Below are 22870 nucleotides of genomic sequence, written 5' to 3'. Positions count from 1 at the left end.
TACCTGCCCGAGCAAATTGCAAACTTCGTTAACCGGAGTAGCCACAGTCACTGACTATTGCGAGTTCAACTCCGATATCACGACTCCCGGAGCTGACGTCCGGAACGTTAGCTCGACGGTGTCGACGGCAAAGGTAGCGTTGGCTGATGTTGCTTCTGCCTTACGCAAATTGGTTATCCGAAGATCAGCGCTCGGGTTTCCATCGCCCAGCTAAAGGAGCCAAGCCGTCCCCGAGCGCCATCCCGTCACCATACCATCGTTGCCGTAGCGTTGCTCGCGGTTCAGGCGGCCAGCAAGTTCTCGAGGCGGCCGCGCACAAGTGCCTCGGCTTCAGTCATGATCCGGTCGATGAGATCTTTTACGCTCGGAATATCGTTAATGAGGCCGACGACCATACCGCAGCTCCACGCGCCAGCGTCCATATCACCGTCGACCATCACCCGTGGATAGACACCGGCGACAAGTTCGTGGATATCTTGAATCTTCGTGTTGGCGCCTTTGCTGCGCTCGATCTCCAGAAGCTTATCAACCCCGACATTCTTCAACACGCGCTCGGTGTTACGCAATGGTCGCATCACGAGCCTGGTGTCAAGCTCATTGGCCTCCAAGATTGCCCTCTTAACATTGTCATGCACCGGTGCTTCTCTGGTCGCAATGAACCGCGTACCCATGTTCATGCCCTCAGCGCCCATCGCCAGCGAAGCGACCAAGCTGCGCGCATCCGCCATCCCGCCCGAGGCCACGAACGGGATATTCAATTCATCCGCCGCGCGCGGTAGCAGGATCATGTTCGGGATGTCATCCTCACCCGGATGACCGCCGCACTCAAATCCATCTACGCTAACGGCATCACAACCGATCGCTTCCGCTTTGATCGAATGCCGGACAGACGTACATTTGTGGATTACTTTGATCCCGGCCGCCTTCAGCGTCGGCATGTATTGCTCTGGACTACGGCCAGCCGTTTCGACGATCTTGACCCCTCCTTCGCAGATCGCGGCGATATATTCGGGATATGGCGGCTGGCTTATCGACGGCAAGAACGTCAGGTTGACACCGAACGGCTTGTCGGTCATGTCACGGCAGCGCTCAATCTCTTTCGCAAGCTTCTCCGGAGTCTGCTGGGTCAAACCGGTGATAATGCCGAGACCGCCGGCATTCGAGACGGCGGCCGCGAGTTCCGCGAAACCAACAAAATGCATGCCCCCCTGGATGATGGGGTGCTTGATGCCGAAGAGTTCGGTAATGCGCGTTCTCAAAGGTCCATCTCCCTATAGGCGTTTGGCGAACGACAGGCTGCCGAATTACCGCTTCTCAACTTTTTCTGGGGTGATGATCTGAACCTGAACCGGGGCAGCGAAACACTTCACAGCGATGCGGCCAAATGCTCGCATATGATCGCTCTTTGAGTGCGGGCCCAGGTGATCCGCGGACTCCCATTCCTCCACGAAGACCAGCTTGTTCGGATCGATTGTGCTCTCGAACAACTCGTAGGAAATGTTGCCTTTCTCTTCGCGTGTAGCTGCTATGGCGTCCTTCGCGGCCGCAAAAAGCTCAGCTTTCGATTCAGGATTTACGGTCAGCGTCGCAATCACATAAATCATCTTGATCAGTTCTCCTTTGAGGTAGATGCCACCCAAGTCCTACTTGAGCGACCCGAAAGTACCGCCGCCGAACGCCAACCGCGCAAGCCGCGGCGCCGGACGCAACGTCGTGTCTCTGTCGATAGCCGCCATATAAGCAAGACGATTTGCCACGATTGCGAGCCCGGTTTGGTCGGCCCAGAACATGGGACCACCGGTCTGTCGAGGCCAGCCGTAACCATAGAGCCACACCAAGTCGATGTCGCTTGCACGTTCGACGATCCCTTCTTCGAGAATCCGAGCTCCCTCGTTGATCATCGGATAAGTCAGTCGTTCGTGGATTTCAGCGTCCTCGATATCGCGACGTCCTATGTTGAGGCCACGGCTTGTTTCAACGATCAGGGCCTCCACCTCTGGGTCCGGAATCGGCGTCCGTGAACCCTGGTTGTAACGGTAAAAGCCAGCCCCACTCTTTTGACCGAACCGACCGGCTTCGCACAAGGCATCTTCGATCGGTAGTCGTTCGCCGGAGTCTTTCCGCGATCGCCAGCCGATATCAAGACCTGCCAGGTCGCCCATCGCGAAGGGGCCCATCATGCCGAATTTATTAGCGACTGCATCGATCTGTTGCGGCAAAGCGCCTTCGAGCAACAGTTTGCGCGCCTGGGCGATACTGACACTCAGCATCCGATTTCCCACGAAACCATGACAAACACCAACAACGACGGGAACCTTGGCGATCCGGCGCGCAACAGCGATCGCCGTCGCAAGGACGTCCGGCGCAGTCTCTTTCCCGCGCACGATTTCGCACAGTCTCATGATGTTCGCGGGGCTGAAGAAGTGCAATCCGACGACGTCCTGCGCTCGGTACGTCGCGGCAGCAATGACGTTAACGTCGAGATAGGAGGTATTGGTCGCTAGGATTGCGCCGGGCTTGGCAATACTGCTGAGTCTTGAGAATACGTCCTCCTTGATCTGCATTGTCTCGAAAACTGCTTCAACAATGAGATCTGCATCCTCCACTCGCTCGAGCCCTACTGCGCCCGAAATCAAGCCGGCACGACGAGCGGCCTCTTCAGCGGACAGGCCGCCGCGGGCGACCGTCGAATCATAGCCCTTTCGGATCGTTGCGAGCCCTTTATCGAGAGCCTCTTCGGTCACCTCCACCAATCGTACCGGAATGCCGGCGTTGGCGAACGACTGTGCGATGCCGCCCCCCATGGTGCCAGCTCCGATGACCGCAACAGTATTCACGGCCCGCGGCCGGACATGGCTAGTGATACTTGCAACCTTGCTACTATTTCGCTCTGCGAAAAAGACGTGGCGTAGCGCTTTGGACTGCTCGCCATCCTTCAACGCCAGAAACAGCTCCCGCTCGCGGCGGATTGCTTCGTCGAACGGAACGTTGAGGCTCCAGCCGATCGCTTCGACGCAGGCCCGCGGCGCATCCATACCGGAATCGCGTTTCACTGCATTATTGACAGCTTCGGTTAGCAGATTGCGGTCAGCGCGTGTCGACGCAAGCTTCGAGTCGTCGTCGCGAAGCGAGCGGAACGCACGACTCTCAGAAAGGACTCTACGAGCAAAGGCGACGCCAGCGGCAATTGGATCGCCCTCGAAAATTTCGTCTATTAGACCGAGCTTCAGGCCTTCAACCGCGAGGATAGGCTCCCCTGAAACGATGAGTTCGACGGCACGAGCGGGCCCGATCGCCCGCGGCAGACGTTGCGTGCCGCCCCCGCCGGGGATCAGCCCGAGCTTCACTTCGGGTTGACCAAGCTTTGCGTCTTTGGTGGCAATCCGAAAATGACAGCCCATTGCAATTTCGAGGCCGCCGCCAAGTGCGACACCATGTATGGCCGCGATCACAGGCTTGGAACGATTCTCAAATAGCGTGTTGATTTCGTCAATTCCGACCCCCTCCATTGGGAGGTCGAACTCATGAATGTCAGCACCGCTCACGAAGGTGCGGCCGGCGCAGGCGATGACTGCGGCCACGTAGGCGGGATCGTCCAAGATTTCGCGCATGCCGTCACGCAACCCTTGGCGTACAGACTTGGCAAGCGCATTAACGGGTGGATTGTCCACAAGAAGTACAGCGATACCATCGTAGTTCTGGATTGCGACGGGATTCGTCATACTACCTGCATCCATCAACGGGTACGCGAACAGCCATGCATCACCGCCTGACAGGCGGTGATGCTGCGACGTAGAGTAGGCCGATCGTCTTACGAGTAACGAGGCGCAGGAACACCCGTGGTCGTGATGGCCTTCGCGAACTTCTTGCGAGCGCCGTCGTACTCTTCCCACAGGCCGGTGTCAGCCAGCGTCGGAAAGCATACGCTCTCCTTCAGGTCGAGCGCCCTAAGCGAGGTTGCGACGAGTTGATCCGCAGTCATGTAGAGGTGCTCGGGGAACATCGGCTTCGTGATACCGGATTGCTCGAAGAACTCGCTATGCACCGGTCCGGGCAGAATTGTCTGCACAGCCACATCCGTCTTCGCGCATTCCAATTCAAGCGATCGCGAGAAGTTGAGGACGTAAGCCTTTGAACCGCTATAGGCTGCTCCACCTGGCGTGGGTGCCAAGGCGATCACAGAGGCGATGTTGATTAGTGTGCCGTTGTTGCGCTTTTGAAAGCTTCGGACGGCAGCCAGCGACAGCCGCGTTAGGGCGACGACGTTGACAAGGACCAAGTTCTCGACCGCATCCGCGTTTGCTTGGACGGCAGGCGCTAGAGCACCGAGACCAGCATTGTTGACCAAAAGGTCGATGTCGTCACGATCCGACAGCAATTTCTCGACCGAGCGGAGATCCTCAGGCTTGGCGAGGTCAGCAACGTGGACCTCGACCTTTCGCGAGGTTTCCTTGGCCAGCTTTGCCGCCAAGGCCTCGAGTCGATCCTTGCGCCTGGCAACAAGGATCAAATTGCTGCCGCGCCGCGCCAATTGCTCGGCGTAAGCCGTGCCAATTCCCGAAGATGCGCCTGTGATGACGGCGGTACGAGCATTACTAGTCATGTTCCACTCTCCCGATTAAAGAACTTCAAACAGGCCGGCGGCGCCCATGCCGCCTCCAACGCACATCGTTACGACGACATGCTTTACGCCCCGGCGCTTCCCTTCGATCAGTGCGTGGCCGACGAGACGTGCACCTGTCATTCCGTAGGGATGCCCGATCGAAATGCCGCCGCCATTAACGTTGAGTCGATCGGACGGAATGCCAAGTTTATCGCGGCAGTAAATCACCTGCACCGCGAACGCTTCGTTGAGCTCCCACAGTCCGACATCATCGACTTTCAAGCCAAACCGCTTCAGCAGTTTCGGGACAGCAAACACTGGACCGATACCCATCTCGTCTGGCTCGGTACCCGCAACAGCCATCCCGACATATCGTCCCAGCGGCTTAAGCCCCCGCGCTTCCGCAGCTTTGGCCTCCATGACAATGCTGGCAGATGCTCCATCAGAAAGCTGACTGGCATTGCCGGCAGTAATGAAAGCGTCCGGCCCTCTGACCGGCTTCAGAAGCGCAAGACCGTCGGCCGTTGTATCAGCGCGATTGCCTTCGTCCTTGGACAGGGTCACTTCCTGGTAAGTGACGGCTCCCGTTTCCTTGTTGACGAGCTTCATCTTGGCGGTGACCGGAATAATCTCAGCGTCGAGACGTCCGGCGGCCTGCGCAGCCGCAGTACGCTTCTGCGACTCCAACGAGTACTCGTCCTGCGCTTCCCGCGATATGCCGTAGCGTTGCGCTACTACCTCGGCCGTGTCGATCATCGCCATGAAGGCGTGCTCATGCATCGCCACCAACTGCGGGTCTTGCTCTAACCAGACCTTGGGCTGCTGAACCAGCGAGATGGACTCAACGCCGCCGGCAACTACAACATCCATGCGATCAACGATCACCTGCTTGGCTGCAGTTGCGATCGACATTAGACCTGAGGCGCATTGACGATCGAGCGACAATCCGGGAACGCCCACCGGAAGACCAGCGCGCAGGGCCGAGGTACGACCAATCATTCCTTGATAACCCTGCTGGATCGATGAACCCATAATACAATCATCGACCTCCTCAGGCGCGATGCCGGCCCGCTTGACAGCTTCCCGGATCGCGTAGGCAGCCAGCGTGGGGCTGGGAATGTCGTTGAAAGCGCCGCGATAAGCTTTGCCAATTGGGGTCCGAGCCGTCGAAACGATTACTGCATCTCTCATCTTGATCTCTCTCACCGCCGCGCGCGCGAGCTCTGTTGCGCGCCTCTTGGCATTGTTGGTATTCCGCTCTCGCTTTGTCAGCCAGTGCGCATCTGTCGAGCGTATATTCAACGTTGAATAGCGCGCCCAACTGCACTTCGAGGGGCTGCTGCAGTTGATGCGATCTGCGCCGCTACCATCATTCGCGGCAGGGCTTTTGCCAACAACGGGTTAGCCCACATCCAATGCCATCCGCACGACTGTCCTATGCTGCGCCGTCTTCCTTACCCTGCGATGAATACAGGTCGCGCGCGTGAGGCTTGCCGCTCGCTCTTCGAATTGACTCACGACAGACCGGTTGCTAGGTGACGGCTTCTCCCTCCAAGGCGAGCTCGCGAGGCAAGACTCGACTTGGACCACTCGGACCGGCCGCATTGCGGCCGGTCTTTTTTTAGTCATGAGCCTCAACGTTCGCAGCGATGGCTACCTTGCCAGAGCACCCTCTCCTCAGCAGTCGAAGTCCGATGCGCGCCACTTGCGGCACAGTAACACACCGCCCTTAATGCGATCGCTTCCGCCATCATTCAAAGGACCCGCTCAAGACATGCTCCGATCGCCAGGGCACCTCCGAGGAGCTTTGCTCCGATTCAAGCTCACCAGGTTCTGCAATTCGGACTGCCGGCCGGCGCCTGGCGTCCACGGCGTACCCGAATGCTATAGAATACTTCGCGTCTTCGATCGCTGTCGCCTCACCAGCCTTGATCGACTTGGGACTTCGACCGCCTCAGAGGCGTCACACCGGATCGCCCTTATTCCGCTTGAGACCCGGCGCAAAATATGACTGTGCCGCTTCAATGCCGCCTGTCGGCAGGCGAGCAACTCACCATCGCAGCGAAGGCGAGATAACAACGGAACTGGATTTTTAGGATTATGAGCATATCCCCCCGCACTGGCGGGCCGATATCGATGCACGGGGATTGTTCAGGTTGCACTCGGAACATCCGACTCCAGCCGCGTGGCGTCGATCGTGACATTCGTCGCCAGCGACTGAGAGGGACTAGGAGGCGTACAGGACCATTCGTTCTGGTTCAGTAGGGCGAGGGCTTATTTTCTTCTCGCCAACGCCCCTCAGCATCGGAATTCGCCGGCGGCGGGACAAGCCCATTTACCGTCCACAGCTCCATCGGAGTTTCATCGATGTGCAGCTCCCAGCGCAAGCCTCGTGCCTCAATGAACGGCTCGACAACTTTCGCCAACGCTTTGTGCAAACGCTTTTGCGATTCGGCATCTGAAGTTCGTCGGGCGATATGCTCGATTACGATTCGAACGAAATCGCCCGTCGGCTCGCCACCCACATAAAAGCTCGATTCCGGGATTTCGTGAAAGAGCACGCCGACGTAGAAGCGAGGGAGAAAGGTCGCGTACATGTCCGTGATCTTGCCAGCGAACGCTTTCCTGTCTTCCGCTGTGTAGGCCTGCTTGGGGTGGTAAATGTGCCAAAGGGGCATGCTGCTTCTCCTGCTTCGATTTTGATGTTGGATCGAGCACTATGTTTTGGATCGTGACATCCACTGTACAACAGCGCTTCCAATCAGAGGCAAAGCGGATCTGGTGAGCCCATAGTCATTTCTGAATAACCCAGCGCAAACTGCCTACTGTCCGCCCGCTCACTATCATTACACAAATGTCGAGAACAACTTCGCATCTTACCCAACTTTGAACACGCGAGTTTGGAACGCGCACAAGAGGCCGCCAATACTCGCTGCCGGCAAGCACAATGCAGGTCGCTTACAAGGCTAAAAGAGCAACAATTCGAGGATAGAGCTACAAGGATCACACCTCGGATATGGGACTCGACTGGATTGTAGCAGCCTCGATTTCGTCAGCGCGAGTGACCAGCATCGACGCGCGATGCTATGACACATGCTCAATCGTAGAGCGAATGAAGTTCTCTGCTCCTTCTTCATCTGTGAAGACCGCGCATCAACACGCGGCGTCGGCATCTAGCACCTCGCGGCTAGAGGGCCAGCTTGACAAGTTAATTTTTAGAACTTAGCGCAATCGGCCGAGTTTTGACCAAGCTGCAGAGAGCGGATCGATGAAGGTTCTTGCGCCCGCGGGGCGGGTCGTCGGCTACAACATCAAAGCCGGCACCAGCGGTGACGGATCGGAGTCCGCCGACGCCAAGGTGTCGACAAGTCACTTCCACGACATCGCGATCAAGGATGCACTGCGGTCTAGAGGAGCTGAGAAGGCGGCCGACGTGTCGTTGGTGTCGAGCGGACGGACGCAGACTGAGACCATTCGCAACGACCTTGTGATGGCCGCGGACCTCTCCAGCATGGCCGAATGCAAGATCGATCCGCTCGCGGTCGCTCACACCCCGATGGGGGTGTTTGAAGTTGAGCAACCCAGCTCATCGCCCTCAGCAAGCAGGCGAACGACGAAGAGCAAATGCTGGCCGCGCCGCTTGGATGGTCCCGCGCGCCCTTCACCTCCGAGCACAAGGCTGAGTGCACGCGACTGCGAGGTCGCACGCGAAGCTGGCGGCTGATGACAGATCATCAATCGACCGGCGATGTTCGCCACTGACCTGAGACAATCTTCAGAAGCGCGCCTCACACTGTCATAACGAAGGAACGGACTAGAGCATGAGCAATGTTGTCACACTGGAACGTCTAGAAACCGTAGGCATCATCAAAATCGATAGCCCGCCAGTGAATGCGCTGAGTACTGCAGTTCGCAAAGGCATTCTTGAGTGCACAAAGCAGGCGATCGCCGACCCGCAGATTAAGGCCATTGTGCTGACCTGCGCAGGCCGCACTTTCATTGCCGGTGCTGACATTACGGAATTCGGCAAGCCTGCTCAGGAGCCCGGCCTCGATAAAGTCCTGCAGGAAATTGAGAACAGTCCCAAGCCGGTCGTGGCCGCTATCCACGGCACGGCACTAGGCGGCGGTCTCGAGGTCGCTCTTGCCTGCCACTACCGCGTTGCGGTCAAAGATGCCAAGCTCGGTCTGCCCGAGGTCAAGCTTGGCCTGCTTCCAGGCGCTGGCGGTACCCAGCGCCTCCCGCGTGCAGTAGGTCCAGAGCTTGCAGTCAAGATGATCGTCGGTGGCGATCCAATCAACGCAGACGCTGCGCTGCAGGCCGGCTTGATCGAAGAAATTGTCGATGGGCCTGCCGCCGGCGCCCAGATTTTCGCTAACAAGGTGCTGGCGGAGAACCGTCCGCTTCGCAAGCTGCGCGACGATGACAGCAAACTTGCCGCTGCCCGTGCCGATCGCTCGATCTTCACGAACGCTGTCGCCGCATTGACGAAGCGAGCACGCGGCCTCGAAGCTCCGTTCGCGGCCGCGGACGCAATCAGCTATACATTGGACTTGCCCTTCGATGAGGGCCTGCGGAAGGAACATGAGACGTTCTTGCAACTTCTTGCCGGTGAGCAATCCATAGCCCAGCGGTATGCTTTCTTTGCAGAGCGCGAGGCAGCCAAACTTGCAGGCGTCCCAGCTGGCACCAAGCCACGCACGATCGAGCGCGTCGCTATCATCGGAGGCGGCACCATGGGTGGCGGCATCGCAATGTCCTTTGTCAACGCGGGCATTCCGGTCACGCTGATCGAAACCGGAGAAGAGCAGCTAACGCGCGGCCTGGGTGTGATGCGGAAGAATTACGACGCGAGCGCGGCTCGCGGCGGTATCCCTGCGGATGCCCCCGCCAAACGCATGGCGCTGGTCAATGGCGTGGTCGGCATCGAGAACGTCAAGGATACTGACCTGATTATCGAGGCCGTATTCGAGACTATGACAATCAAAAAGAGCATATTCGGCCTAATTGACACATACGCCAAACCTGGCGCTGTGCTTGCTACGAATACGTCCTTCCTCGACATTAATGAGATTGCAGAGGTCACGAAGCGGCCGCAAGACGTGTTGGGCATGCATTTCTTCAGCCCCGCAAACGTCATGAAGCTGTGTGAGATCGTGCGGGCAGACAAGACCGCTCCGGACGTCCTGTCTACCGCGGTCGCCGTGGCACGCAAGATCGCCAAGATACCTGTCGTCGTCGGCGTCTGCGACGGCTTCGTCGGCAATCGAATGTTGATGGCGAGAACCAAGCAGGCCGAAAAGCTCCTGTTTGAGGGAGCGTTGCCGCAGCAGGTCGACGCTGTCATTACTAAGTTCGGCCTACCAATGGGTCCATTCGCGATGGGTGACCTCGCCGGTCTCGACATCGGCTGGCGTTCGCGGAAGGACCGCGGAATCAAGTCCGAAATCGAGGATGCTTTGTGCGAGGCGGGCCGGTTCGGCCAGAAGACAGGCCAGGGCTACTACAAATATGAGGGTGGCTCCCGAGCTCCCCTGCCCGATCCTGACGTCGAGAAGCTGATTGACGCGACGCTACTACGGCTCGGCCGAAAGCGCCGCGTCGTCACCGATGAAGAGATCCTGGAACGCGTCACGTATTCGATGATCAACGAAGGTGCGAGAATTCTTGAGGAAGGAATTGCAGCACGCCCAAGCGACATCGATATCGTTTGGCTGTATGGCTATGGCTGGCCTATCTATCGCGGCGGCCCCATGCATTATGCCGACCAGGTTGGCTTGAGGCACGTCGCCGACCGCCTGTCATACTACGCTGCAGAAACCAACGATCCTTCGCTGGAGCCAGCACCGGCACTCAAGCGGCTGGCCCAGCAAGGTGGCACGTTCGCCGGGTCACGCTAGACTTTGATCGACCTCTCGGCGTTATCAGACGGGAGGTCGATCTATTGTCTCGATCGAGACTAGTTCACCTGTCGTTGAAAGCCCTTCCAGTACTTCTCACGGAGTTCCCGCTTTAGGATCTTTCCCGTTGGGTTCCTCGGAAGGGCATCAGCAAAATCGATCGATTTGGGTACCTTGTAGCCCGCCAGGCGCTCGCGCGCATAGGCCAAGATATCGGTAGCAGCTGTGTCTGCAGCTGTTCCGGGCTTGAGCACAACTAACGCCTTTACAGCTTCTCCCCAGCGCTCGTCAGGGACACCGATCACCGCAACATCGGCAATAGATGGATGCCCGAACATCGCACTCTCGATTTCAGCCGGATAGATATTCTCGCCACCGGACACGATCATGTCCTTAACTCGATCGTGGATGTAAAGGTAACCGTCAGCATCGAGGTAACCTGCGTCGCCCGTGTAGAGCCATCCGTTGCGTAGCGTTCTCGCAGTATCCTCGTCACGATTCCAGTAACCTTTCATGTTCTTCACAGTTCGGCAGATGATTTCGCCAACCTCGCCCTCGCGCACCTGATTTCCGTCAGCATCTACAACACGGAGGTCCACGCCGCTTAGTGGACGTCCGCAAGACTTCAATCGAGGGCTCTCGGGATCAGCATGGTCTTCAGCCGTCAAGAGCGTAATCCCGCCGGTCGTTTCGGTGAGTCCATAAAGCTGAAGGAAGCCGGCCGAGCTAAATCGCTGAATGGCTCTCTGCAAGAGTTTCGACGGGATCGGAGAGGCTCCATACACGATCCTTCGCAGCGAAGTCAGGTCAGCTCCGACGATGCTCTTGTCATCGAGCAGGAACATAATCATGGCCGGCACGAGAAAAGTGACCGTAATGCGCTCTGTTTGAATCAACTCGATGATTTGTGCGGGAAGAAAGTCGCGAACCACGACAATCTTCATTCCAGCCACAAGACTGAGCAGACTTACACCGCATCCGGCGATGTGAAAAAGAGGCATCGCCGACAACGCCACATCCGACGCATTCCAATTCCCCCAAGCAGCCAACGTGTCTGCCATGGTGTCCAACGTGTTACCGTTCGTAAGCTGCACACCCTTCGGATGCCCGGTTGTGCCACTTGTGTAGATCTGCATGCACACATCGTCACTAGCGATCGGACGCCGCACATCCGAGGGGGACTGAATATCTCGCCAGTTGCCGTAGTCTTCGTTGATCACAATCACTTTTTGAACGTGAGTCAGGCGCGCACGAATCTCGCCGATCATCGCAACGAACGGCTCGCCGATGAACAAGACCTTCGCCTTTGCATCATTGACAATATACTCGACTTCCGGAGCCGCAAGTCGCGCGTTGATCGGTACGATCACGGCATTCAATTTCGAGACGCCGAGCCAAACCTCCAGGTAACAGTCAGAATTTTTATCCAAGATTGCTACTCTGTCACACGCGTCGACGCCGAGTGCGATGAGCCCGTTTGCCACTTGGTTGGCGGCGCGATCAAGTTTCTGAAAGGTGGTATTTCGTCCTTCGAAAGCGATCGCGACCTTGTGAGGTGTCGCAGCGGCGTGCCGGCTTACCGCCTCGCCCACCGAGATAACGCTCGCTGAACTTTCGACTGATTCGCTCATATTCTTCTGTCCCTCCCGCAACCTAGACTCCCTAGATTCGCGAAGGTTGGAGCGGCCGTTCCCGAGACGGTAGGTCGAAATTTGAAGAACGCTCATTCAAAGGAGAATTGGGAGGTGTATCGGAGGCGGGATAAATCCGGGTGTTACCAACGCCGTCCGTGGCGCCACTGACCGGCCAAGCCACTGACTAGCCAAACAGGATCGACCGATGACCGTCTATCGCGCCCCGGTGAGGGAAATGCAGTTTCTACTGGACGATGTGTTGAAAATCGATCGGTACGATAACATGCCCAGCTTTTCCGAGGCACCCCGCGATGTCCGGACTGCCATTCTGTCGGAAGCTGCCCGACTGAGCGAAGAGATACTGCATCCTCTCAACGCTCGAGGCGATCTCGACGGATGCACGCGCCATCCGGATGGCAGCGTTAGCGCTCCAAAAGGCTTCGGCGATGCCTTCGGGCAACTCGGTGAGGGCGGCTGGATAGGCCTTTCCGCACCGACCCAATATGGCGGGCAAGACTTGCCATCGACGATCTCCTGCGCTGTAGGCGAGATGTTCTCTTCGTCCAACATGGCCTTGGAGATGTTTTCGGGACTTACCCGGGGAGCCGTTACCGCCCTGCTGGCGCACGGCTCCGAGGAGCAGAAGAAGCTTTACGTTCCGAAAATGCTCGCCGGACGTTGGACCGGAACGATGAATTTGACGGAACCTCAGTGCGGCACCGACCTTGGCATGATGCGCACGAAAGCGTCCGTGCAAGCTGACGGCACGTATCACATCACTGGAACGAAAATATTCATCTCGGGCGGTGAGCAAGACATGACCGAGAACATCGTTCACTTGGTTCTCGCGCGGATCGAAGGCGCACCCAGCGGCATCAAAGGGGTATCGCTGTTCGTCGTACCGAAGCGACTGGTCAACCAAGACGGCACGCTCGGACAGAAGAACTCGGTCAGTTGCGGCTCAATCGAGCACAAGATGGGAATCCACGGAAATCCAACCTGCGTTCTCAATTTCGAAAACGCCGTCGGCTGGCTCGTGGGTCGTGAGAACAAGGGCGTGGAAGCCATGTTCGTTATGATGAATGAGGCGCGCCTCGGCGTTGGCCTGCAAGCCATGGCTCTCTCCGAAATTGCCTATCAAAATGCAGCCAACTATGCGAAAGAGCGGCTTCAAGGCCGAGCAATTGGTTTCGCAGCCCACCCCGATAAGCCGGCGGATCCTATTATCGTGCATCCGGACGTGCGCCGAACATTGCAGCAAATACGCGCCTTCAATGAGGGGGCACGTGCACTCATCTTGTTCACCGCACTGCGTAACGACGTAGCGCATCGCAGCAATGATGCAGCTCTCAAAGAAGCCACTGAAGATTACTTGGGACTGCTAACCCCCGTCATTAAGGGAGCTCTGACGGACTGGGGCTTTGCCGGCACCGTATCAGCACAACAGCTGTTCGGCGGGCATGGCTTCATCGTGGAGACCGGAGCTGAGCAGTTCGTGCGGGACGCAAGGATCACGATGCTCTATGAGGGAGCCAACGGTATCCAGGCGCTCGATTTGGTCGCGCGGAAGCTGCCGCGTAACAACGGACGCGCTATCCAGGCGTTCATAGGCGAATTGGACCACTTCATCGAGGAGAACGCCAAACAGGTGAGCCTGGCCAGGGCAGTGTCTGCTCTGCAGGACGCCGCCTCAGATCTAAAAAGCGCAACTGACAAGCTACTAAAACTTGCGATGAAGGACCCGAACGATGCGATTGCCGGTTCAACTGACTTTATGCATTTAGTTGGACTAGTTTCGTTAGGTTACATGTGGTGCCTGATGATCAAGGCGGCGCAGGAAAAGATTGAAGCCGGCGATACTTCGAAATACTTGGCAACGAAGCTATCAACGGGCTCCTTTTTCCTCGAACGCATCCTCCCTGAAACTGCTCTGTATCTGCGAAGAATTTCTATTGGCGGCAAGGATATCGTCGACGTGCCAGCCGACGCTTTCTGAGCGGGTGAAATTGATCTATCCACTCGATGTTGCTGGCGGATAATTTCCGCCGGCGACGCCCAGCCGAACCAGCTGGATCGGCTTTACCTGACGAAGTATGTATAGCGAGACTGAAATCCCGCACATTCAGCGGCCCGGACCGAGCGTTGCGTCAGGCACGAAAGACGCACAACCACACTCGATTCAACCCGCGAAACTGTCGGCTGACCGGTCAATAGCGCTGTTGTCGGACGGCTAGCGTACCTTGCAAAGCCACCCACGGACGCAAGGATCCGTCAGCATTATAAATACGCAGCCTGTGCCAGGTTCGAAGTGTGGCAGGCCTCCTGGAGCTGAACTGCGCCCCGTCACGGGGCGTAGACCTAAGCGCGGGAGCCGCTTCCTTGGTTCAGAGCTTCATCAGCGTGCCCATCACCTAGCTCACAGCGACGGCTGCGGCTAGGTGGGCTTGCGAGACAGTCAAACCGCGACGACGTCGGCGAAGTAGGAAACGCCCAACCACTCCGCGACGACCGCGGGCTTGTCACCGCCCTCGATCTCAACGGCGACTTCTGACTTGGTCATGATTTCCTTGGGACCGCGCTGCATAACGTCGATGAGCTTAAACTTTGCCCGCACTCGACTCCCCGAACGCACGGGCGTCACAAAACGCACCTTGTCGAATCCGTAGTTCACTCCCATCACACGGCCGGTCAGAGCAGGCAAGCCATCATAAGCCATAGCAGCCAGCATCGACAACGTCAGAAAGCCATGCGCAACAGTACCTCCAAACGGCGACTGGGCCGCCTTCTCTCGATCAACGTGAATGAACTGCCAGTCTTCCGTGACATCCGCGAACTTGTCGATCCGAGCCTGATCAATCTCGAACCAGCGCGAGACGCCGATCTCCTTCCCTTTGAGCGAAACGTACTCTTTTACATCGATACTTGACATGCTTCGGATCCTTAGTTGGTTAAGTTGATGACGCCGCTGTTCTGCGGCCGCAATCAGTTTGATGATGCGCGACATCACGATTGTCTCGTCGTGGCAAAGGCCTCCTTCATTCTCGACCCGACGATCTGATCTGCTTGGCGGCCGTGTTCGAAAATCCTTGAATAGGCGAACCAATTTCACCTATGTTGTGGTCGAGTCATCTGGATGATAACCGTCATCCAGACATCAAGATGACGAGCAGCATTCAGATCGTCAACACTAAACTTCTCTGGAGTAGGCAACCGTGGGACATTCTCGAGCCGACAAGGCGAAGAGCCGTCAGCGAATACTCGATGCCGCGTCGCTGCAAGTTAGAGAGCTAGGACTTGCGAGCGTCAACATAGGGGACCTTATGAAGTCCGCCAAATTGACCCACGGCGGATTTTATGGGCACTTTGAATCACGAGATCAGCTGATCGCTGAGGCGCTCGATCGAGCACTCAACGACGGAGAGGCGTCAGCGGTCCGCACAGGAAGCACAAAGGGACCTCGCACCTTGAAGTCCTTCCTAAACTCCTATCTCAGCAAAGCGCACCGAGATACGCCTCGCTCGGGCTGTGCTGTGGCTGCGCTCGCAGGCGATGTAGCCCGCGCTGATGAGCGTACACGCGCGATTATGACTAATCATGTCGAGCAGTACTTTGACAACATTTGCAAAATGAGTGGCAACGGGAACGACCGAGAGTTTGCCATGGCCGTCCTGTGCATGGCAGTTGGCGCTGTCACCCTTGCCCGCGCTGTGAACGACGAAGCACTATCGGACAAACTTCTGCTGGCGGCCAGGAGGACAATTTTGGATCACCCCGGAAGGAACGCGTCATCCGACAACTAAAGTCGGACGACGCGATCTCGAAAACTAGACAGCGGTAATCCCCCCATCGACCGCCAAAATTTGGCCGGTGATGTGCTTACCGGCGTCGCTCGCAAACAGAAGCGCGGCGCCTTTCAGATCCTCATCGTCGCCGATACGCTGGAGGGGAACCCCCTCTACCAGCTTCTCGACACCCACGGCCTTGATGGTCCCCTGTGTCATCTTTGACGGAAAGAAGCCGGGCGCAAGCGCGTTGACCGTAATGCCGTGCTTGCCCCAATCACCAGCAAGCGCTCGGGTGAAATTGACCACTGCACCCTTGCTCGTGTTGTAAGCGATTGTCTGCGTCAGACCTCGATTACCTCGCAGACCGGCGATCGAGGCAAGATTAATGATCCGCCCGTACTTATTCGGAATCATCGACTTCTTTCCAATCTGCTGTGAGAGAAGAAAGATCGACCGGACATTCAAATTCATCACTTTGTCCCAGGCATCGATCGGATGATCTTCGGCCGGAGCGCCCCAGGTTGCTCCGGCATTGTTAACCAGGATGTCAATTCTTCCGAGCTTGGTGAGAGCCTCGTCAGCCAACCGAATAAGATCATCATCTTTGGAGTTGTCGGCTGCGATGGAGTCGGCCTTGATCCCACGCTCGCGCAGGTGCCTGGTGGCCGCCTCGAGATCCGCCGCCTTACGAGAGGAAATCAGCAGTCGCGCACCCTGATCACCGAGCACTTCGGCGATCTGTAGACCAAGTCCGCGAGAACCGCCGGTGATTAGCGCATTCTTACCCGTTAGATCGAGGGCCTTCAGGATGCTGTTCATGATGGTATTTCTCCTTTGTGTGATCGATAACTTCGCTGCCAGAGCAAATCGGTCCGCTAAGTCTGTCAGCGCGATTTACTTCTCCGCGGCAGTAATTTTGTATTTCTTCTCACGTTGGTCTTCATCTTTGCCCGTGATGCCCCTGATCGCCTCTTCACTATATCGCCCAGCACCGCATATTTACCGGCACTAAGAATCTCATCAGCAAGGCTTGCATCATTAGCGGCCCGCGAGAGCAGCACTGATCCGACCATGAGCGATAGCATCGCGATCGCTTCCGGACGCGCGTTCTTCGCCTGAAGGGCCATATGCTCGGTAAGAATGGCAATCATTTCGCTAAGCCCGGCCGCAAACGCCTTTCTTGCGGCCGAGCTCGTGCGCGGGATCTCGGCACTAAGCGATGGCAAAGCGCAGCCTTCGCCGATATCGAGACTGTGAGGCGCCGAAAGATAGAAGTTGACTATGTCACCGATGTGTTGACCGGTCTGCGCTCGATCTGCAATGCGGCGCCAGCGCTCAACAGACCCGCTAATGGCGTGCTCGACGGCGTGGTCAACTAGATCTTCACGCGACCTGAAATGGTGATAAAATCCACCGTGTGTGAGCCCTGCCAGATGCATGAGATCTGCAACTCTCAGACTGTCCGCACCGCTTTCCCGAATTTGCGTTGATGCAAGTCTCACAATACGCGCGCAGGTCTCGGCTTTCTGATGCTTGTAGTACCTCATGGCAGTTGCCCTTGACGTTCGCGAATGCTCGGCGCCCCTAGAACACTGCGGAACCTCACAACGAAAGGACCTTAACTCCTTTGCAGGGTCTGCGTTGCTGTGCCTCGATCGTCCGAACGATCAGATAGATGCAGCCCACTCCGCATAGTGGAGAAAAATCCTTCGACGAGCTATCACCAAGCTGCTGGAGCGCTTATTCACCGCTGAATTGAAGACTTTCGTTCGATATTTGCTTCGGCATACCCAGCGCATCTTTCGTAAGAGGTGCTTCCGAGCGAGCAACTGAAATGAAGCGGCAACATCGAGAGGCGGACGAAGAGGCGTTCGAACAGGTTTTGCTCGCTCTTTTGAAGCGTGTTGATAGCGTACACGCATCCCAGGCTCTGAGAGATGACATGGCGCTATTCATCAGCTTATAACTACAGTTCCCTTTTTTGAATTGACCGTGTGAAAGCTTGAGGACTAAATGAGGGCTCCTCCCGACTAAGTGAGCATTGGCGTTTCCGCTCGGCTTGGTCCACTTGGACCGGCTGCACTGCGGCCGGTTTCTTTTTTGTACGTCCGATTTGGAACGAGCGAGGGTCCTCCGTCCCCTGACAGTTGAAGGATCGCGATGGGAGAGATGTCTCTCCGCAAGTCGCGCATGATCGGAACGGGCGAGTAGCCGAGCGAAAGCTTCTCTCCCGAGCCACACGACATTGGAGAAATGGCACTCCGGAGCCTTTAGGATCAGCTGTTCAATTTGGTGAAATCGGGCGCTCGCCGCTCGGCGAAGGCTGTAAAGGCCTCCCGGGCCTCCGCGGTTTGCAGCCGCGCACCAAATTGCGCTCCCTCCATCGCCATCTGTGCCGCCAGCACGTCAGGGCTGCGCATCAAGCGCTTCACCGCGCTAAGGGAGCCGGCTGGTTGCCTTGCAAGTCGTCCCGCGAGGCTCGTTGCCTCAACATACAATGTCTCGATCGGAAGGACCTTGTTGGCGATACCCCAGGCGTGGGCCGTGCGCGCGTCGATGGCGTCACCGAGGGCGAACATTTCGTAAGCGCGGGCATAACCGATGCGTAGCGGCATTAGAAGGCTAGAGGCAGCTTCTGGCACCAACGCGAGACTGACAAAGGGAGTCGAGAGCAACGCATCCTCACCGAGCAGTACCATGTCGCAATGAAGCAACATAGTGGTGCCCACGCCCACGGCACGTCCGCGGACGGCAGCGACGATCGGACGGCTTGAACGGGCCAGCGAGTGGAGGAATCGGGTCGACTGTGGCTCCGACTTCACCTGTCCCTTCGCGAGCGCAGCGAATTCTCCTACGTCGTTGCCAGCGGTGAAATCGGCATCTCCACGGAACAGCAGCACGCGGACGGACGAGTCCTCTTCCGCACCCTCAATGATATCGGCAAGAGCTCCGTACATTTCGTTGGTTAGCGCATTCTTTTTGTCCGGACGCGCTAGCGTCACTGTTTGGATTCCGGCTTCTTTGGCGGTCTTGACATATTCAGTCATGCGTCATTGCCCTTTGTTGAGTCTATTTCCTAGCTGCACCATCGACGGCGGATCCGTCCGCAGTGTTGGCTTCAGTTCATGCTTGAAGTTCGTGCCCCACCCAGGCGCCCTGAAAGGCCCCCCCGTGGGACAGTTCTCCCCCCGATCTCCAGGCGCGAAAAACACTGGATCGGATAAGAGCATTCCGAACTCGGCGAGCTGACCGACGCGACGGAGAGCCAGTATCTCGGACAGCGCCACTGCATCGCTTGCAGCTTACGGCGAACGAAGGCCGCTACGCCTATTAGCTATCCGCTGTCCATTTCCCTAGAGCGTTGCCATGGAGGCAGGAGAAAATGCTGCGAGCTCATCGAAGCGCCGATCGCGGACCTTAACCGGCCACTTGGGATCGCCAATCAGCGCCCGCCCTACCGCCACAAGATCGAATTCACCGCGCGCGAGCCGCGATTCAAGCTCCTGCAATTCACCAATCTCGGCGCCCTTCCCTCTGTAGGACTCTATGAAGTCCGCCCCCTTGAGACCAACCGATCCAACGGTGATAGAAGGCTTGCCAGTGAGCTTCTTGCTCCAACCAGACAAATTGAGGTTAGATCCCTGGAATTCGGGCTCCCAGAATCTTCGCGTCGAACCGTGAAAGATGTCGACGCCCGCGTCAACCAGCGGTGCCAAGAAGGCCGCCAGTTCGTCTGGCGTCTGCGCAAGCTTTGCGCCAAAGTCTTGCTGCTTCCACTGAGAAAAGCGATGGATGATGACAAAGTCCGACCCAACGCTATTACGGATCGCGCGAATGATGTCGGCCGCAAATCGGGTCCGAGCGGTCAGGTCGCCGCCATATTCGTCGTTACGCTTGTTCGTTTGTTCCCAGAAAAACTGGTCGACCAGGTAACCGTGGGCGCCATGCAATTCGACCGCGTCGAATCCGATTTCTTTGGCAGTAGCGGCGGCTCGAGCAAAGGCATCGATCGTGTCAGCGATATCAGCGTCCGTCATTGGCTCGGCTACTTGCTTGCCTGGCCCAGCCAGGCCTGATGGGCCGTCCGATTTGCCGTCCGGGCGTGGCCCAGTACCGGCCTTGCGTACCATCCCCTGATGCCAGATCTGCGGTGCGATCTTGCTGCCGGCCGCATGAACGGCGGCAACTACCTTACGCCACCCCTCGATACTCCTTGGCGAATATAGATTAGGGATGTTCGCATCGTTCGAACTGCCAGCTCGATCAATCGTCGTCCCTTCTGTGATGATCAACCCGACGCCGCCCTCCGCGCGTCTGCGGTAGTAGTCGACCACGCTCTCGCTCGGTGTTTCATTTGGGCTCTTGGAGCGCGTCATCGGCGCCATGACTACTCGGTTCTCGAGGGTCAGCGATTTGTGCGCGAAAGGCCTGAAGAGAGGGTTCTTCGTCATGCTATCTCTTTGGGAAGCGTTGACTCAGCAAGGACAGCCGCGAACTACTAATGATCCTGCGTAGTCGCCATCGATGCGTGCGGCGTATGCAGCCTAGCTGCCCCCAGCGCGCGCCGTGAAATTCAAATCTGAATAGCCTGAGCACAAGAATGTTGTAGCAAATAAAGTGCACGCCCTGTCATCTCTATAGAGCGAGATGACTGCAACTAGGGACGATTCCGGCGCGCCGGAACCAAACCAATCCGGCGTGGAGAATACAGATGAGCGACCAGAAGCAAGTGGGACAGATTCGTACTGAAGTGCACGGACACGTCTTCAAGATTATCATCGATAATCCCACGAAGAAGAATTCGTTCAGTCCCCAAATGATGTCGCAGATCTCCGACGCCATCACGCTACTGGATAGGACCGAGGACCATTGGGTCGGTGTTGTCTGCGCTGAAGGAAGCGACTTCACTGCCGGTCTCGACATGCCAAAGTTCTTCGGTCCTAAGGCGGAGAAAATCGAACCAAAGCCAGGCAATATCGACGTTTTCGCACTCTCTGGCCGATGCCGCAAGCCGATCGTCACGGCAGTGCAGGGCATCGTCTACACCATTGGCATAGAGATGATGCTGGCGGGCGACATCGTAGTTGCCGCTTCGGATAGCCGCTTCTGCCAAATGGAGGCAAAGCGCGGCATTGCACCGCTCGGAGGCGCTCATTTCCGTTACCTTACTCGTGCAGGCTGGGGAGATGCAATGTATCATCTTTTTCTGTGCGACGAGTTCAATGCCGAGCGAGCGCACAAGATCGGCTTCGTGCAGGAAGTCGTCGCGCCAGGAAAGCAGATCGATCGCGCGATGGAGATCGCGCAACTTATCGCGAAGAATGCCCCGCTTGGCATTCAGGTCACCAAGGAAGCTGCGCTTAAGTATATCGAAGCCGCCGAGCGGATCGCGATTGACTACATTCCGAAAGTCAAGGATCGGGTTTTCAGCAGCGAGGACATGATTGAAGGTATCCAGTCCTTCGTCGAACGCCGCGCTGCGGTCTTCAAGGGTCGCTGACCGGACAAGCGCCGCGCAAGAGACTTGAACTTTTAGTCGACTATAGGTGGCCTGATCGCAAGTTGGTGGCTCTCTAAGGGTCCACAGGTCGAGCTGTAATGCCTGTGGATTAGTGAGGATGGAGAGCCGCAAATGCGCAAATCGCCCTACACCGTAGCTATCCTGAAGGTCCTTAAAATAAGGTTGTTCAGCATGCGTTACTTCTTCTGCAAATTTCATCCGCCTCGACCTGACTTCATGCGGACGATGTCGGCTGACGAAGCGCGGCTTATGAAGGCACACGGACAATATTTGCAATCTTTGCTGGAGGCCGGCAAAGTTGTGGCACACGGTCCGGTCAACGATCCAGCGGGAGGCTTTGGCCTGTCCTTGTTCGCTCTTCCTGACGATGCCGATCTCCAGGCGTTGCTGCAAGCCGATCCGATGCTTATCGCAGGTACTGGCGCTCGATACGAACAATTCCCGATGCTGCAATTGCGTTGGCAAACCACCTAAATCGGCCTCTTCCCCCTGCGACGTGGGGACCGAATGCTGAAGTCCTTCAATCCTCGATCGGTCGCAACGTCCCATTTTCACGATTCTGCCTTAGGTAACCGTATCGTGGCGCCATCACTAACCATTGCCGCCACGGGCGATAACTGGCTTATCGGACCAGCTCCCGCATCGCGTTCTCCAGACCCTCGATCGTGATCGGATACATGCGTTCGGAGAACAGGCGGCGGATGATGGTGGTCGATTCCGAATAGTCCCAGTGCTTCTGCGCCACCGGATTAAGCCACACCGCGTGCGGATAGGTGCGGGTGATGCGGTCAAGCCAGATCGAGCCGGCCTCTTCATTGACATGCTCGACCGAGCCGCCGGGAACCATGATCTCGTAAGGCGACATCGAGGCGTCGCCCACGAACACCACCTTGTAGTCGTGCGGGTACTTGTGCAGCACGTCCCAGGTCGGCGTGCGATCGGTGAAGCGCCGCTTGTTCTGCTTCCAGACGCCTTCATAGAGGCAGTTGTGGAAGTAGAAATATTCCATGTGCTTGAATTCGCTCTTGGCGGCCGAGAACAGTTCCTCGACCTGCTCGATATGCGAATCCATCGACCCACCGATATCGAAGAAGACCAATACCTTGACCGCATTGCGCCGCTCGGGGCGCATGTGCACGTCGAGATAGCCGTGGTTGGCGGTCTCCTTGATCGTGGTGTCGAGGTCGAGCTCGTCAGGCGCGCCGGTGCGCGCGAACTTGCGCAGCCGCCGCAGCGCCACCTTGATGTTGCGGATGCCGAGCTCGACATTGCCGTCGAGATCCTTGAACTCGCGCTTGTCCCACACCTTCACGGCGCGGTTGTTGCGGTTCTTCTCCTGCCCGATGCGGACGCCTTCGGGATTGTAGCCATGGGCGCCGAACGGCGAGGTTCCGGCGGTGCCGATCCATTTGCTGCCGCCCTGATGT

General features: G+C 57.2%; 19 protein-coding genes. 6 read left to right on the top strand and 13 right to left on the bottom strand.

The genetic code is table 11. The features are described from left to right. Positions 1-281 precede the first annotated feature (281 nt). The 6 genes from AKL29_RS31165 to AKL29_RS31140 all read right to left on the bottom strand — a co-directional run bounded on the left by AKL29_RS31165 (position 282) and on the right by AKL29_RS31140 (position 7281). Positions 282-1259, bottom strand: a complete 978-nt coding sequence (locus tag AKL29_RS31165) for an NAD(P)H-dependent flavin oxidoreductase (RefSeq protein ID WP_050386803.1) — start codon at positions 1257-1259, stop codon at positions 282-284. Between the two features lie 45 nt (positions 1260-1304). After that, positions 1305-1604, bottom strand: coding sequence for a putative quinol monooxygenase (locus tag AKL29_RS31160; protein WP_050386902.1), 300 nt, complete (start codon positions 1602-1604; stop codon positions 1305-1307). A gap of 39 nt (positions 1605-1643) precedes the next feature. Further along, complete coding sequence (locus AKL29_RS31155) at positions 1644-3722, bottom strand: 3-hydroxyacyl-CoA dehydrogenase NAD-binding domain-containing protein (protein WP_050386802.1); 2079 nt, start codon at positions 3720-3722, stop codon at positions 1644-1646. Positions 3723-3811: 89 nt separating this feature from the next. Further along, a complete protein-coding gene (locus tag AKL29_RS31150) occupies positions 3812-4603 on the bottom strand; it encodes an SDR family NAD(P)-dependent oxidoreductase (protein ID WP_050386801.1) in 792 nt (263 codons plus the stop codon). A 15-nt stretch (positions 4604-4618) separates the two neighbouring features. Beyond that, positions 4619-5794, bottom strand: coding sequence for an acetyl-CoA C-acyltransferase (locus tag AKL29_RS31145; protein WP_050386901.1), 1176 nt, complete (start codon positions 5792-5794; stop codon positions 4619-4621). A 1067-nt stretch (positions 5795-6861) separates the two neighbouring features. Then, the gene (locus tag AKL29_RS31140) at positions 6862-7281 is read right to left on the bottom strand and encodes a tautomerase family protein (protein WP_050386800.1); all 420 of its coding nucleotides are present in this window, start codon (positions 7279-7281) and stop codon (positions 6862-6864) included. A gap of 590 nt (positions 7282-7871) precedes the next feature. On the opposite strand from AKL29_RS31140, the gene AKL29_RS31135 reads away from it, so the two are divergent. Beyond that, positions 7872-8327, top strand: a complete 456-nt coding sequence (locus AKL29_RS31135) for a hypothetical protein (protein ID WP_050386799.1) — start codon at positions 7872-7874, stop codon at positions 8325-8327. A 97-nt stretch (positions 8328-8424) separates the two neighbouring features. Continuing rightward, positions 8425-10503 carry a 3-hydroxyacyl-CoA dehydrogenase NAD-binding domain-containing protein gene (locus AKL29_RS31130; RefSeq protein ID WP_050386798.1) on the top strand — a complete coding sequence of 693 codons (2079 nt, stop codon included), beginning with the start codon at positions 8425-8427 and terminating at the stop codon, positions 10501-10503. Between the two features lie 59 nt (positions 10504-10562). Here the strand turns inward: AKL29_RS31130 and AKL29_RS31125 are convergent, their stop codons facing one another. Next, complete coding sequence (locus tag AKL29_RS31125; RefSeq protein WP_050386900.1) at positions 10563-12134, bottom strand: fatty acid--CoA ligase; 1572 nt, start codon at positions 12132-12134, stop codon at positions 10563-10565. 208 nt (positions 12135-12342) lie between these two features. On the opposite strand from AKL29_RS31125, the gene AKL29_RS31120 reads away from it, so the two are divergent. Continuing rightward, positions 12343-14133: an acyl-CoA dehydrogenase C-terminal domain-containing protein gene (locus tag AKL29_RS31120; protein WP_050386797.1), complete on the top strand. Its 1791-nt coding sequence runs from the start codon at positions 12343-12345 to the stop codon at positions 14131-14133. Between the two features lie 459 nt (positions 14134-14592). On the opposite strand, the gene AKL29_RS31115 is transcribed toward AKL29_RS31120, so the two are convergent. Next, a complete protein-coding gene (locus tag AKL29_RS31115; protein ID WP_050386796.1) occupies positions 14593-15066 on the bottom strand; it encodes a MaoC family dehydratase in 474 nt (157 codons plus the stop codon). Between the two features lie 283 nt (positions 15067-15349). Here AKL29_RS31115 and AKL29_RS31110 point away from each other — a divergent pair, with 283 nt between their 5' ends. Beyond that, positions 15350-15937, top strand: coding sequence for a TetR/AcrR family transcriptional regulator (locus AKL29_RS31110; RefSeq protein WP_050386795.1), 588 nt, complete (start codon positions 15350-15352; stop codon positions 15935-15937). Positions 15938-15961: 24 nt separating this feature from the next. Here AKL29_RS31110 and AKL29_RS31105 read toward each other — a convergent pair whose 3' ends face one another. The 4 genes from AKL29_RS31105 to AKL29_RS31090 all read right to left on the bottom strand — a co-directional run bounded on the left by AKL29_RS31105 (position 15962) and on the right by AKL29_RS31090 (position 20373). Beyond that, on the bottom strand, positions 15962-16741 hold the full coding sequence (locus AKL29_RS31105; RefSeq protein ID WP_050386794.1) for an SDR family oxidoreductase: 780 nt from the start codon (positions 16739-16741) through the stop codon (positions 15962-15964). A 65-nt stretch (positions 16742-16806) separates the two neighbouring features. Then, positions 16807-17469, bottom strand: coding sequence for a TetR/AcrR family transcriptional regulator (locus AKL29_RS31100; RefSeq protein ID WP_050386793.1), 663 nt, complete (start codon positions 17467-17469; stop codon positions 16807-16809). A gap of 729 nt (positions 17470-18198) precedes the next feature. Continuing rightward, complete coding sequence (locus AKL29_RS31095) at positions 18199-18969, bottom strand: enoyl-CoA hydratase (protein ID WP_050386792.1); 771 nt, start codon at positions 18967-18969, stop codon at positions 18199-18201. Positions 18970-19275: 306 nt separating this feature from the next. Next, a complete protein-coding gene (locus AKL29_RS31090) occupies positions 19276-20373 on the bottom strand; it encodes an NADH:flavin oxidoreductase (RefSeq protein ID WP_050386791.1) in 1098 nt (365 codons plus the stop codon). 260 nt (positions 20374-20633) lie between these two features. Between AKL29_RS31090 and AKL29_RS31085 the strand changes: the two genes are divergently transcribed. After that, on the top strand, positions 20634-21422 hold the full coding sequence (locus tag AKL29_RS31085; protein ID WP_050386790.1) for a crotonase/enoyl-CoA hydratase family protein: 789 nt from the start codon (positions 20634-20636) through the stop codon (positions 21420-21422). A 132-nt stretch (positions 21423-21554) separates the two neighbouring features. Further along, the gene (locus tag AKL29_RS31080; protein WP_244482519.1) at positions 21555-21917 is read left to right on the top strand and encodes a YciI family protein; all 363 of its coding nucleotides are present in this window, start codon (positions 21555-21557) and stop codon (positions 21915-21917) included. Positions 21918-22065: 148 nt separating this feature from the next. Here the strand turns inward: AKL29_RS31080 and AKL29_RS31075 are convergent. Continuing rightward, positions 22066-22870 (bottom strand): vWA domain-containing protein (locus AKL29_RS31075; RefSeq protein WP_050386898.1); only part of this gene is annotated, 805 nt, incomplete at its 5' end.

The organism is Bradyrhizobium pachyrhizi, assembly GCF_001189245.1.
GTDB classification, from domain to species: domain Bacteria; phylum Pseudomonadota; class Alphaproteobacteria; order Rhizobiales; family Xanthobacteraceae; genus Bradyrhizobium; species Bradyrhizobium pachyrhizi.
This window is presented reverse-complemented; position numbering and strand designations above follow the sequence as displayed.